Raw genomic sequence first — 12,946 nt, 5'->3', positions numbered from 1 at the left:
GGCCTGGGCCAGGGCCTTTCAGGTGTCGTACTCCTGGATACGCCGGCCGTGGCCGCGGTCGGTCAGGGCCGGCAGCCGCTCTCCCAGTTCCCGGACCGTCCCGGGCACGTCGACGGTGAGCAGCTCGCGGTCGCGCATGAGGACCCGCCCGTCGACGATCGTCGTGCGCACGTCGGCGGAGCGCGCGCTGTGCACCAGGGTGGCGGCGAGGTCGTGCACGGGCTGGGTGTGCGGTCCGGTGAGGTCGACGAGGATCAGGTCGGCCCGCCGCCCCGGGGCGATCCGGCCGACGGCGTCCCCGAGCCCGACCGCGTGGGCGCTCTGCACGGTGGCGTGGTGGAGTGCCTGGCGGGAGGTGAGCCAGCGGGGGTCGCCCTCGGTGGACTTCTGGATCAGGGACGTGAGCGCCATCGACTCCCACACGTCCAGCGAGTTGTTGGAGGCGGCGCCGTCCGTGGCGAGCCCGACGGGGATGCCGATGTCGCGGAGCGCGCGCACGGGTGTGGTGGTGGGCCAGGCGAACTTGAGGTAGCCGCGGGGCGCGGTCGCCACCGCCGTACGGCCGCCCGCGCGCGCCAGGAGCGGCAGGTCGGCGTCGGTGATGCCGGTGCCGTGCGCGATGAGCACGTCGGTGTCGAGGATGCCGGTGCGTTCCAGGACCCCGATGGGGGTGGCCCCGTGCCGGGCGAGGCTGGTGTGGGTCTGGTCGAGGTTCTCGGCGGCGTGGAGGTGCACGGGCAGGCCGTGTGCGCGGGCGAGCCGCGCGGTCTCGGCGAGATCGGCGTCGGTCACGGTGTAAGGGGCGTGCGGGGCGAGGGCGGTGGTGATCCGGCCGCCGGACCCGTCACGGAGCCGCAGGGCGAACTCGACCGACGCCTCCAGCCCTGCGGGTCCCTGCGAGGAGAAGTAGGCCTGTCCCAGCTGGGCCCGCATCCCGCACCGGTCGACGACCGCGGCCACGGAGTCCATGTGGAAGTAGCTGTCGGCGAAGGTCGTGACCCCCGCGCGGATCATCTCGGCGCAGGCCAGCCGGGTGCCCAGGACGACGTCCCGTGCCGTGAGGTTGGACTCGACGGGCCAGACGACGTCGTTGAACCACTCCTCGGTGGGCAGGTCCTCGGCGAGGCCGCGCAGGGCGGCCATGGGCGCGTGCGTGTGGCAGTTGATCAGGCCGGGGAGGGCGACCTGGCCGCGCGCGTCGATGCGTTCGGCGGCGGGTACCGCGGCCCCGGCCGCGGCGGTGGTCACGGCGTCGACGGCTCCCTCCCGCACGACGACGGCCGCGTCCTGCTCGAACCCGATCCGTTCCCGCTCGTCGTGGACGAGGACGGTGCAGCCGGTGACGACGAGGTCGGCGGGTTCGCCGCGGGCAGCGCCGGGCTTCGGCTTCTCATGGGGTGTGGGCGTCATCACGTCAACGTACGGCGTCCGCCCACGCGCCCGCGCCGTTCGTCGAGTTCGTTCCGCAGGGCGGCGAGCCGTTCGGTGTGGCGGGGGGTGAGCCGGCCGCTGTCGTCGAGGTGCACGGCGCACGCGGTGGTGGTGTCGACGAGCCGTTCGAGCACCGCGGCGACCTCGTCCGTTCCGGCGGAGTGCCGGGCGAGGGCGGGGAGTTCGGCACCGGCGCGGGCGATCGCGGCGCGGGCCTGGGCGAGCGTGCGGTAGGCCTCGCGGCGCAGCGTCCACCGGGTGGCACGGTCGCCGGACTCGCTCAGTACGTGTGCGAGGTAGGCGTGCGCCGCGGCGTCCGCGGCGTCGATGCCGGCCCGGACGCCCGCGCCGCCCCGCTGGCCCGGCAACGGCAGGTGCCCCGCGACCAGCACGATCGCGCAGGCCAGCAGCGTCTCCCCGATCCGCCCCGCGGAGGCCTGCGGTTCGCCGCCCACCATGACCAGGGCCAGGACGAGGACGGTGACGACGGTGGTCTGGGCGGCGAAGTGCCGGGCGGCGACCGGCACCAGGGCGCCGCACACGGCGACGAGGGCGACGAGCCCCTCCGGCCGGGGCAGCACGGCCGCGAACCCGGCGAACAGCAGCGCCCCGAGCACGGTCCCGGCCGCACGGTTCAGCACCCGGGACGCCAGCGGCCCGAGGTCGGGCTTGACGAGGAAGATGGCGGTGGCGGGCATCCAGTACCAGTGCTGGTGGGAGCCGTACCAGTGGCCGTGGTGCAGCGCCTGGGCGACGGCGGCACTGGCGCCGAAGCACAGCCCGACCCGCAGCCCGTACTCCCGTCCGCCGGCGCCGAGGACGGACCGGGTCAGCGCGCGGGCGGAGCGCCGGCGCGTGTGCAGGTCCCGGCCCCTGCCCCGGTCGAAGGCCTCCGCGGCGTGCAGCAGCGCGTCGTCCAGGGCGCGCAGGGCGGGGTCGGTCCGGCTGGGCGCGGGCAGCGGTCCCGCGGAGGTGTTGCCGCGGACGGCCGCCGCGAGCCGCCGGGGCCCTTCGGCGGCCCGGGCGGGCACGGCCTGCTCCGCCCACGCCAGCGCGGTCGCCGCCTCGCCCAGCGGCAGGGCGGCGGCGTACTGGGCGTGCAGCCGCCGCTCGGCCGCGGTCGAGGCGCGACGCCGCAGGCGGGGCCCGGCCAGCGCGTCCTGAGCCTGGTCGAGGGCGGCGGTGAGCCCGGCCCTCCGCGCGACGGCGTCCCCCGTGCCGACCGCCTCCAGCAGTGCGGCGACGGCCTCGTAGACGTCGGCGACGGCCGCCCGTTCCCCGTCGAAGCGGAAGTCGATACGCAGATCTCCGGCGGCGAACCCGGGCGTGGGCAGCACGAGGCGCAGCAGGAGCAGCCAGCCGGCACCGGAGAGGAAGGCCAGCACGCTCTGCCATCCGGGGTCGGGCAGCGGCATCCCGGCGCCCACCGCGCTGCCGACCAGCAGCTGCGTCCCGGCTGCCGACGCCACCGGTCCGACGGCACTGACACTCCCGGCGACCAGCCCGAGGCCGGTCAGTACGAGGGTCAGCGCGACGGCCCCGAGGTGCGGCCCGGCGTACGTCCCGACGAGCAGCCCGGCCGCTCCGGCGAGCGCGGGTACGCCGATCCGCCCCACGGAGGTGCGGCGGCTGCCCGGCCGGTCGTTGATGCCGGCCAGCATGGCGGCGATGGCGGCGACGACCCCCAGCGAGGTCCGCCCGGCGGCCAGGGCCGCGATCAGCAACGGCCCGCCGGCCAGCGCGCCCCGGACCACCGCGTTCCACGGCACGGGGCCGCGCTGGGCGTTCAGGGCGTGGGTGAGCCAGGGCGGGAGCGCGCGGGCGGCGTCGGTGAACAAGGGGCGCGGCCTCCGGTCGTCCGGGTCGAGGGCGGTGGGGAGCCTTCGGGCGACGGTGGCCGGGCTGGGCGGTGCGCTGTCAAGCGTACGGCGTCGGGACAGCGTACGGCGCCGGGCGAGCCGGTACCCCGTGATCCGGCGTGGACACGCGCGGTGATCCGGTGCACGCACCCGGGCGGAGGCGGCCGTCCGGTCACGCTGCGCCCCCGTGGCGGCCTCCGGTGCACACCGGCTCCATGGCGGCGGCCAGCAGTTCCGCGGCCCGCGCGACCGAGTGCGCCAGGGACCGCGGCTCGGGTGTCAGCCCGGCCACCAGCGCATCGACCCCGGCCAGCCCCGCCCGCTCGACCAGCCCCTTCTCGTTCGTCACCCACTCCCCCCGCGCCGCCAGTACCGCGTGTGCCGTCTGGGTCGTGGCGACGGCGAGGGCGCCGGCGACCTGGGTGACGGCGCCTCTGGGAGCGTGGCCGGCCTCGGCGTAGGCGAGGGTGGCGGTGGCCGCGCCGTACCAGCGTGCGGGAGCGGTGACGCGCAGGGCCTGCGGGTAGGCGGGACGGGGCAGTTCACCGCGCAGCACCTCGTTGATCGCCAGTTCCGCGACGACGAGGTACGTGGGGATGCCCGCCAGGTGAAACATCAGCGGCTCGACGCCGAAGCGGCCCTCCTCCGCCTCCACCAGCTCGTGCTCGACCAGGTCGAGGTCGCGGTAGTGCACGTCGACCCGGCGCTCGTCGATCGTCAGCCAGGCGCCGCCGTTGAAGACGCCGCCGCCCCACGCGCCGATCTCCGAGACCTCTCCCGGCCAGCCGACGGCGCGGAGGGAGTCGGGGTCGAAGGCTCCGCGGTAGTAGACCGCCAGGTCCCAGTCGCTTTCCGGCCCATGGGTGCCCCGGGCCCGGGAACCCCCCAGCGTGACCGCCCGGACCGCGGGCAGCGCGGCGAGCCGGTCGGCGGTGGTGTCGAGGAACGCCTGGTCCGTGCGGGCGGGCGCGGGCATGAAGGACTCCTGTCGGTGGGGCGGGCCGGGCTTGGCGGACGCCCGGAAGCCCGGCTCGACTCCGTAGGGGATCGATCCTGGTGTCGCTGCTCGTTCTCTGACGGACAGAGTGCCAGGACCTCGGCCGGGGACTGCAGCGCGGAGCCCGGCAGAGCCGGGCCAAAGCCTGTTCCGGACCAGTCACCCACATTGGAACATTGCACCAACTTGGATTGACGCTCCAAACGTGTCACGCTGGCGCCATGGCAACGCGTAGCAGCCGTCCGCGACGGCGTAACCAGGTGCTGTCCCGGCAGCAGATCGTCGCGACCGCGCTCGAACTGCTGGACACGGGTGGGGAGGGTGCTCTGACCGTTCGGGCACTGACCGAGCGCCTGGCGACCGGCTCCGGGGCGATCTACTACCAGGTGGGTACGCGCGACGAACTGCTGGACGCGGTCACGGAAGAGGTGGTCACCGGGGCTTTGACGGCCGGGCCCGACGGAGGAGCGACCACCCCCGGCGACGAGGTCCGCCGCGTAGCGCTGGCGCTGTTCGACGCGATCGCCGACCATCCGTGGCTCGCCACCCGGCTGACCCTCCAGCTCGTGCGGAATCCGGTCGGCCCGGTGACCGTGGAGATCTTCGAGAGGATCGGCCGGCAGATGGGCTCGCTGGGCGTGCCGCGGGGTTCCTGGTTCGACGCCGCCTCGACGCTCGTGCACTACATCCTCGGTGCGATCAGCCAGAACGCGCGTACCGACGCGGATACCCCGGGCATCGAGCCCGAGCGTGAGGAGTTCTTCGGCGCGGCGGCGACGGCGTGGCAGGAACTCGACCCGGAGGAGTACCCGTTCATGCACGCCGTCGTCGGCCAGATGAGCCGGCACGACGACCGGGAGCAGTTCCTCACGGGTATCGCGATCGTGCTCGACGGCCTCGCCGGTCTGAGCCGGCCCGGCGGTACGGCCGGATGAAGCCCTTACTGATTCCTTTCCGGACCCCCTGGAGGATGAACATGAACGCACTCTCGTGCCGCGGCGCTAAGACGAAGGCCGGGGCACTCGCCCTCGCACTGGCGGCGTTCGCCTCGGCCGGGGCGGCCCTGCCGGTGAACGCCGCCGCGCAGGACGAACCGCCCGCGCACGCTTCCGCCGCCCTCACACGGAACGCCACGAGCGACGTGCGCAGCAGGCACCCCGGCGCAGCCTGCTACGAGGCCCGCGTGCCGGTATCGGTCGAGAAGATCGGCAAGGCACACATCTACGGGCAGTTGTGTCAGCCGCGTCACGGCACCGCCACGAGCAGGACCGTTCAACTGCTGGTGCCGGGCTCCACCTACAACCACACCTACTACGACATGCCGGTGAAGTCGTCCCGCTACTCGTACGTCTCAAAGGCTCTCGACGCCGGCTTCTCCACGTTCGACATCGACCGGCTCGCTACGGGCAGGAGCACCCTGCCGCCCAGCTCGCTCTACACCCTCGACTCCGGAACCGAGGCGATCCACCAGGTGGTCGCCAAGCTGCGCGGCGGTGGGATTAGGAACCGCACGTTCGACAAGGTCGTGTGGGTCGGTCATTCTCTGGGCTCGTCGATGGCCTGGGCCCAGGCGGAGAAGTACGACGGCGACATCGACGCCTTCGTGCTCACCGGCATGAGCCATGTCGTCCGGGACGAGGACCCGTCCGGCGGGGGCCCCGGAGAAGACGTCCCGTTCGAGATCAGGGCCATGGACGACCCCAAGTTCCACGGCAGGATCAACGACCCCGGTTACTGGACGACGAACGCCGGCATGCGGCAGTTCTTCTACTACGCCCCCGCCACCGACCCGGCCGTCATCGAGGCCGACGAGCGGTTCAAGGACGTGAGCACCGCGGCGGACTCGGAGGGCGCGAATCTTCCGCCGGCGCAGTCCCCCTCCCGTTCGATCAAGGTGCCGACCCTTCTGGTCGTCGGTGACAAGGACCAGTACTGCACCACCGGCACCTGCACCCGCGAGTCGATGCTGGCCCATGAGGGGCCGTACTACTCCGAACGGGCCGACCTCGAGGCCATCGTCGTGCCCGACAGTGGCCACAACGTGCAGCTGCACGAGAGCGCACCCCGGACGAACGCGGCGATCCTCCAGTGGATCAGGGACGCGATGCCCTAGGCCCCGGCCGTCCCTGCGATGTATTACCTGGTCACCGCATTGCTCCTGGAGCAATGCGATGTGGAGTTAGACTGTACTGTAAAGTCTAGGATGCGGCCCGAGGGAGGACGGACCCGGCGTGGACGGCGACCGTCCTACGGTCGGCCGGCGGGACCCTGACATTCGAGCGAGGAGCGGGACGAGATGGCCGGACAGCCGAGCGCGGACCGGCCGAGGGCCCGGTCCGGGGAGCGTGGCGGGCGCAGGCCCGCCTCCGAGGAGAAGATCCTCGCCGCGGCGAAGGAACTCTTCCTCGCCGACCGCTACGACGGAGTCAACCTGGAGCGGATCGCCGAGCGCGCCGGGGTCTCACGACAGACCGTCTACAACCGGTTCGGGTCGAAGGAGAGGGTCTTCCGTGAGATGGTCCGCCATCACTGGTCGGCGTTCGCCGGCCCGGACCCGCGGATCGCCGAGTGCGACCCCGACGCGAGCGCCGAGCAGGTCCTGCGAGGGTTCGCGCAGTCACTCCGGCGCTTCGCCACCGAGACGGACCAGATCCGTTTCGCCCAGCTTGTGGTGACCGAGTCCGCCCGCCTGCCGTGGATCGCGGACGAGTTCTACCGGCTCGGGAAGGGCCCGGTAGTGGCCGCGTTCACCGCCTGCCTCGACAGCCTGGTCCGCAGCGACCGCCTGCGCTGCCCGGACACCCACCTGGCGGCGCGCCAGTTCATGGGCCTTGTCCAGGAGTTCCTCGTCTGGCCGAGGGTCATGGCCTTCGAAGCGGAGTATGTCGATCAGGCCTCCTCGGAGGTGGTGATCGAGGAAGCGGTACTCACCTTCCTGTCCCGCTACGCGCCCGCGGCTGACGCTCCGGCGCGACGTGCCCGACCCGACCGCCGCGCGGCGGTCGCCTCGGTGCCCGACGCGGTGTCCGCCCCACCCACTCTCAAGGACCTGTCATGACCGCAGACAGCATTACCCTCGGCGACGTCGAGATCACCCGCGTCATCGAGTGGTCCGGCCCCATCCGCACCGCCCGCTTCATCGTTCCGGACAGCGACGAGGAGACATGGCGCCGCAACCGGGACTGGCTGGAACCGGACTTCTGGACCCCGGCCGATGACGCCTACCGCTGTCACATCCAGACCTGGGTGCTGCGCAGCGAGGGCAAGACCATTCTGCTGGACACCGGCGTCGGGAACGGCCGGGAGCGCCCGCAGGTTCCGCAGTTCGCCGGGTTGCAGACAGACTTCCTCGCCCGCCTGCGCGCGGCCGGCGTCGCGCCCGAAGACGTCGACCTCGTCGTCAACACGCACATCCACTACGACCACGTCGGCTGGAACACCGAGTCGCGCGACGGCGAATGGGTCCCCACCTTCCCCAACGCCACGTACCTGATCCCCCGCGCCGACAACCTGTACTTCGACCCGGAGGGCGCCCGCCGCAGCCGGGCGCCGCGCGACGAGCACGAACGCGTCCGGTGGGAGGGCAGCAAGCTCGTGTTCAACGACAGCATCGCCCCCATCCACCGAGCCGGCCAGGCAGTGCTGTGGGAGGGCGCCCACCGCATCGACGGCAACCTGCGGCTAGAGGCCGCACCGGGCCACACCCCGGGGTCGTCCGTCGTCACCTTGCGATCGGGCACGGACCGCGCCGTCTTCGTCGGGGACCTGGTGCACAGTCCCGTCCAAGTCCTCGAACCCCGGTGGAACAGTTGCTTCTGCGACGACCCCCAGCTCGCGGCCAGGACCCGCGCTTCCTACCTCTCCCGCGCCGCCGAACTGCGTGAACTCGTCGTCCCGGCCCACTGGCCGGGCCACGGAGCCGCCGAAGTCCGGCACGAGGGCGACGGCTTCGCCCTCACCGAATGGGCGGCGTTCCCCCGCGGCTGATCCCGGTGGGCGACAAGCCGGCCCGAAGGCCGGACCGGGTGACGGGGCGAAGAAGCCGAAACGGCCGTTCCGGCACTACCGCGTCCACTCGTGCGCGTGGTCGGAGACGAACTCGGCAAAGCCGCGCGGCGGACGGCCGGTCAGTTCGAGCACCGCGGTGCTGACCCGGTCTTCGCGTCCCTCCTGGATTCCGCGCTCGACGGCTGCGAGGGCGTCCGCGAACTCCGCCGGCATTCCGGAGGCACGGTAGGCGGCAGCCTGTTCCTCCTCCGTAATACGCTCCACACGAACCCGTCTGCCGGTCTGCGCGGTGATGATCTGCGCGGCCTGCGGATAACTCATACCGCGCGGACCGGTGATCAGGTAATCGCTTCGAGCGTCCGTGCCCGGGTCAGCCAGGAGCGCGGCAGCACTGGCAGCGATGTCCCGCGCGTCGACCCACGCCAGTGCGCCGTCGCCGGCCGCGGTGCGGATCTCACCGAGTCGACGGATGCGCTCGGCCAGTGGGTGCGGGCGCAGGAAGTTCTGCATGAAGCCCGACGCGCGGAGTACAACACCCCCGGGCCGGGCCCGAACCAGAGCGGCCAACTCCACGGCGCTCGGTGCGCCGGGCAGCACAATGGCTGAGCCGAGCATCACGAGGCGCCGGACGCCGGCCCGCTGCGCTCGGTACAGGAAGGGTTCGACCAGTGGCAGCGGGTCCACACTCTCCACCGGTGCAAGCAGGAAGACCCGGTCCGTCCCTTCGAGCGCGGGTCCATGTGTGGCCGGGTCGCTCCAGTCGAAGCGGATCGCGTCGGGATCGGCTGCGGCCGGGTTCCGGCTGGCGGCCCGAGCCCGCACGCCGGCGTCGCGGAGCATGCGCACCAGCGCCTTGCCGGTCCTGCCGGTTCCTCCGGTCACGAGCACTCCGGGCATCAGGCGCCCTTCCCGTCGGCCGAGTCGATCTCGAGCGAGTCGATCAGCCCGTCGCGGACCGTGAGAACGACGAAGTGGTCCAGGCGGTGGGGCCGTGAGGTGGCCGCGGTGCGGCCGGCGGCCGTCCACTCCACTGTTCCGTCCGGCGCCCACAGATCTGCGGCGGCGTTCATGGCTTTGGCCGGCATCAGGTCGATCATTCGGCGAAATGTTCCCTCGGGTGTGCTGGACACTGCTTCTCCTCGTGGTCGACAAACCGACCGGGCCACCATGCACAGCGGATGCGGGCATGCGGAACGGACAGCTCAACCCCGGACCAGCAGTGCGAGGCTCGTCCGTCCCTGCCTGTGGCAGCATGGAAGAGTGAGTAGTGAGGGGCTCGCAGACTTCCTACGCCGCCGCCGCGAGGGCCTGCGACCGGGGGACCCGCAGGCCGGAGCGACACGTCCGCCGAGCCCGCGTGCCCGGCGCACGCCCGGACTCCGCCGCGAAGAGGTGGCCGCCCTGGCCCAGGTGTCGGTGAGTTACTACGAACGGCTGGAACAGGCACGGGCGCCCCGGCCCTCACCGCAGGTGCTGTCCGCGCTGGCGACGGCTCTCCAGCTCACTGAAGCCGAGCGTGACCATCTGGCCCGCCTGGCCGGTCAGGTCCTGCCGGCGGAGAACGACGGCGCGTCGGAGCGTGTGCCCGAGGATGTCCAGGAGCTACTCGGCAGACTGGACGGCATTCCCGCCTACATTGCCAACGACCGGCAGGACATCGTCGCCTGGAACGCGGCGGCCGCGGCACTGATCACGGACTTCTCTCGACTCACCCCTGACGAGCGCAACCTCACGCGCCTTTCGGCGAGATTCCGTGACACTCTCTGCACCGGCGCGCCCGGTTCGGAGACGGATTTCTCACGGCAGGCAGCAGCTCAATTGCGCGCAGCCAGCGTTCGGCGCCCCCGAGACAGCGTGCTCGCAGGGCTGATCAACGAGTTCGCGACCCACGATCCGGATTTTGCGAACAGCTGGCGTCGCCACGATGTGCGCCCCGTGCCCAGCCTGCGAAAAATCCTGCGCCACCCGACGCTGGGCGAGCTGGAGCTCGACCGCCACACCCTCAGCCTGCCCGGCTCGGATTTCTCCTTGATGATGTACACGGCTCAAGCCGGCAGCCCCAGCGCTGCCGCGCTGAAGTGCCTTTGACTGCCCTTTCCCTGGACGACTGCCGACGCCACCCCTGTGCAGGCGCTACGCAAGGCGGCGCCCAGTGGGTTCAGCCCGGGTTCCCACCCGCGACCACACCATCCGTGCCCAGGAACCACGGGAGTTGTTCAGACGGGCGACGGGGCTGCTGAACAACGGCCGGCGGGCCTGTACTCGTGGGAGCGGATCACAGGCGACGGAAGGCGATCCATGCGCAAGTCGTTCACTGCGGCGCTCGCCGCGCCCGCGGTGCTGGTGCTCGCCCTGAGCGGGTGCTCCGACCAGTCCTCCTCCCGCCCCTCCGAACGGGTCGCGCAGGAGCGGGAGGAGGCCCCGGTGTCGGCGGCCCCGTCCACCTCTCCCACCCCTTCTCCCTCTCCCCCGCGGTCGGGTTCCGGGTCCGCGGCGACGGCTGCCGCGTCCCCGGTCGCCGGCCCCGCGGCCGAGGTCTGCCGGACGGTGGACACGGCTGCCCGCAACCAGTTGATCGCCGGAGCCCTGGCCCTCGGCGACGAGAACGAGGAGGACTCCGTGGTCCGGGCGGACACCGCGACGACCTACCGGAACTTCGCCGCCGAGCTGCGCCTGATCGCACCGCGGGCCCACGGGGAACTGCGGTCGGCCCTGACGAAGTGGGCGGGCGCCGGCACCGCGGTGGGGCGTTACATCGCGGAGAACGAGCCCCGGGCCGGCTACGTCATCGACTTCGGGCCGACGGAGAGGCAGTGGGACGCCGGGCGGAAGGCGGCCGAGAAGGTGTGCGGGCACGAGCTTCCCGACCTCGGTCAATAGGTTCCGCCCGCGATCCGCGGGTGCTGAAGTCAGGCCGCGGCGCGCTCCGTCGCCGGGCGGCGGCGCAGGTGGGGGTCGAGGAGAGCGGGCGGCCGGTAGTCCTGGTCGAGCGCGGTGACGTCGGTGCCGGGAGGCACGATCTCGTCGATCCGTGCGAGCAGGTCGTCGTCGAGGCGGACGTCGAAGGCGGCGACGAGGTCGTCGAGGTGGGCCGCCGTGCGGGCGCCGACCAGGGCGCTGGTGACGCCGGGGTGGGCGATGGTGAAGGCCAGGGCGAGGTGGGTCAGCGGCAGGCCCGCCTCCTCGGCGAGCGGAATGAGCCGTTCGACGACGTCGATGCGGCGTTCGTCGGTGAGGTGCCGGGCGAGGCCGGCGCGGAGGAGGGGGTTCTCCTGGTTCCTGCGCACACGGCCGGTGAGCATGCCCTGGGCGAGCGGTCCCCAGACCAGGACGCCCATGCCGTGGCGCTGGGCGACGGGCAGGACCTCGCGCTCGATGCCGCGGTTGAGCAGGGAGTAGGGCGGCTGTTCGGTGCGGAAGCGTTCCAGGTTGCGGCGCTCCGCCACCCACTGGGCCTCGACCATCTCGGAGGCGGGCGTGTTGGAGGACCCGACGGCGCGGACCTTGCCGCTGCGGACCAGGTCGGTGAGCGCGGAGAGCGTCTCCTCGAAGTCGGTGGAGGGGTCCAGGCGGTGAATCTGATAGACGTCGATGTGGTCCATCCGCAGCCGGCGCAGGGAGTCCTCGACGGCCTTCACGATCCAGCGCCGGGAGGTGCCGCGCTGGTTGGGGTCCTCACCCACCGGCCGGCCGAACTTCGTCGCGAGGACGACGTTGTCGCGGCGCCCCTCGATGGCCTTGCCGACGACCTCCTCGGAGTCGGCGTACGCGTCGGCGGTGTCGAGGAAGTTGATCCCCGCGTCCAGCGCCCGGTGGATGATGCGGGCCGACTCCTCGGGTTCGTTGCCCATGCGGGTGGCGAACATCAGGGTGCCGAGCGCATAGGGGCTGACCTTGATCCCGGTGCGGCCGAGAGTGCGGTACTGCATGAGAGATCCTCCAGAGGGCAGCCCGGTGCCGCCCGGCACCGTAGACTGAGAGAAACGGAAGGGCTTTCCGGAACAAGATACGGAAAGCCTTTCCGGATACGCAACTGGAGTCACCATGACCGATTCGTCCCCAGCCCCGGGAGGGCGCCGCCGGCGTGTCGACGCGCAGCGCAACCTCCACGCCCTCGTCGACGCCGCTCGCACGGTCTTCGACACCACCGGCGTGGACGCGCCCGCCAAGGAGATCGCCGACCTCGCGGGGGTGGGCGTGGGCACCCTCTACCGGCACTTCCCGCTGCGCTCGGACCTGGTCAAGGCCGTCGTGGAGAGCGGGATCGACGCCATCGCCGCGCTGGGCGCCCGGCTCGGCGCCGAGGAGGAGCCGGGCGACGCTCTCAAGGAGTGGCTGCGCCAGTACGCCACGTTCCTGGGGAGCAAGCGCGGGCTCGCCCCCGCCCTGCACTCCGGGGACCCCGCCTACAAGGAACTGCCCGGCTACTTCCTGGCCAAGGTCGGGCCCGCGCTCGCCGCGCTGCTCGACTCCGCCGTGGCCGCCGGTGTCGTCCGCGACGACGTCAGCGCCGACGACGTGCTCTACGCCGTCGCCAACCTGTGCATGCCCGTGCCGGTGGAGCGGCCGGGGTACGAACCCCGGCGGATGGTCGCCGTGTTCGCCGACGGCCTCCTCGGGGGCGGGCGGCGACCGGCGCACGGCGGCTGAC

The 12,946-nt window shown here is 72.4% G+C and carries 13 protein-coding genes; 7 read left to right on the top strand and 6 right to left on the bottom strand.

The window, feature by feature from the left end:
• Positions 1 to 18 precede the first annotated feature (18 nt).
• From IG94_RS0104305 to IG94_RS0104295, 3 genes are all read right to left on the bottom strand, one after another.
• Positions 19 to 1,410: an amidohydrolase gene (locus IG94_RS0104305; RefSeq protein ID WP_031031213.1), complete on the bottom strand. Its 1,392-nt coding sequence runs from the start codon at positions 1,408 to 1,410 to the stop codon at positions 19 to 21.
• Positions 1,410 to 3,269: an FUSC family protein gene (locus tag IG94_RS0104300; RefSeq protein WP_031031212.1), complete on the bottom strand. Its 1,860-nt coding sequence runs from the start codon at positions 3,267 to 3,269 to the stop codon at positions 1,410 to 1,412. Before IG94_RS0104300 ends, IG94_RS0104305 begins: the two co-directional genes overlap by 1 nt.
• Before the next feature lie 193 nt (positions 3,270 to 3,462).
• Entirely contained in the window at positions 3,463 to 4,266 is an 804-nt protein-coding gene (locus tag IG94_RS0104295; protein ID WP_052410548.1) for a nucleotidyltransferase domain-containing protein, read from the bottom strand.
• A 242-nt stretch (positions 4,267 to 4,508) separates the two neighbouring features.
• Here IG94_RS0104295 and IG94_RS0104290 point away from each other — a divergent pair, with 242 nt between their 5' ends.
• The 4 genes from IG94_RS0104290 to IG94_RS0104275 all read left to right on the top strand — a co-directional run bounded on the left by IG94_RS0104290 (position 4,509) and on the right by IG94_RS0104275 (position 8,274).
• Positions 4,509 to 5,222: a TetR/AcrR family transcriptional regulator gene (locus tag IG94_RS0104290; RefSeq protein WP_031031209.1), complete on the top strand. Its 714-nt coding sequence runs from the start codon at positions 4,509 to 4,511 to the stop codon at positions 5,220 to 5,222.
• A 41-nt stretch (positions 5,223 to 5,263) separates the two neighbouring features.
• Entirely contained in the window at positions 5,264 to 6,400 is a 1,137-nt protein-coding gene (locus IG94_RS0104285; RefSeq protein ID WP_157852211.1) for an alpha/beta fold hydrolase, read from the top strand.
• A gap of 183 nt (positions 6,401 to 6,583) precedes the next feature.
• The gene (locus IG94_RS0104280) at positions 6,584 to 7,345 is read left to right on the top strand and encodes a TetR/AcrR family transcriptional regulator (protein ID WP_078892155.1); all 762 of its coding nucleotides are present in this window, start codon (positions 6,584 to 6,586) and stop codon (positions 7,343 to 7,345) included.
• Entirely contained in the window at positions 7,342 to 8,274 is a 933-nt protein-coding gene (locus IG94_RS0104275; RefSeq protein ID WP_031031205.1) for an MBL fold metallo-hydrolase, read from the top strand. The genes IG94_RS0104280 and IG94_RS0104275 overlap by 4 nt, the downstream gene beginning before the upstream one ends.
• A 75-nt stretch (positions 8,275 to 8,349) precedes the next feature.
• On the opposite strand, the gene IG94_RS0104270 is transcribed toward IG94_RS0104275, so the two are convergent.
• The gene (locus IG94_RS0104270; RefSeq protein WP_031031203.1) at positions 8,350 to 9,192 is read right to left on the bottom strand and encodes an NAD(P)H-binding protein; all 843 of its coding nucleotides are present in this window, start codon (positions 9,190 to 9,192) and stop codon (positions 8,350 to 8,352) included.
• On the bottom strand, positions 9,192 to 9,392 hold the full coding sequence (locus tag IG94_RS0104265; RefSeq protein ID WP_052410547.1) for a hypothetical protein: 201 nt from the start codon (positions 9,390 to 9,392) through the stop codon (positions 9,192 to 9,194). Before IG94_RS0104265 ends, IG94_RS0104270 begins: the two co-directional genes overlap by 1 nt.
• A gap of 163 nt (positions 9,393 to 9,555) precedes the next feature.
• On the opposite strand from IG94_RS0104265, the gene IG94_RS0104260 reads away from it, so the two are divergent.
• Both IG94_RS0104260 and IG94_RS0104255 read left to right on the top strand, forming a co-directional pair.
• A complete protein-coding gene (locus IG94_RS0104260; RefSeq protein WP_031031200.1) occupies positions 9,556 to 10,383 on the top strand; it encodes a helix-turn-helix transcriptional regulator in 828 nt (275 codons plus the stop codon).
• Positions 10,384 to 10,593: 210 nt separating this feature from the next.
• Positions 10,594 to 11,175: a hypothetical protein gene (locus tag IG94_RS0104255; RefSeq protein ID WP_031031198.1), complete on the top strand. Its 582-nt coding sequence runs from the start codon at positions 10,594 to 10,596 to the stop codon at positions 11,173 to 11,175.
• Positions 11,176 to 11,204: 29 nt separating this feature from the next.
• Here IG94_RS0104255 and IG94_RS0104250 read toward each other — a convergent pair whose 3' ends face one another.
• Positions 11,205 to 12,224, bottom strand: coding sequence for an aldo/keto reductase (locus tag IG94_RS0104250; protein WP_031031195.1), 1,020 nt, complete (start codon positions 12,222 to 12,224; stop codon positions 11,205 to 11,207).
• Positions 12,225 to 12,339: 115 nt separating this feature from the next.
• Here IG94_RS0104250 and IG94_RS0104245 point away from each other — a divergent pair, with 115 nt between their 5' ends.
• Positions 12,340 to 12,945 carry a TetR/AcrR family transcriptional regulator gene (locus tag IG94_RS0104245; RefSeq protein ID WP_031031191.1) on the top strand — a complete coding sequence of 202 codons (606 nt, stop codon included), beginning with the start codon at positions 12,340 to 12,342 and terminating at the stop codon, positions 12,943 to 12,945.
• Position 12,946 lies beyond the last annotated feature (1 nt).

The organism is Streptomyces olivaceus (genome assembly GCF_000721235.1).
Taxonomy (GTDB): Bacteria; Actinomycetota; Actinomycetes; order Streptomycetales; family Streptomycetaceae; genus Streptomyces; species Streptomyces olivaceus.
Note: the sequence above shows the minus strand (reverse complement) of the source record. Positions and strands in the feature narration are given on the sequence as shown.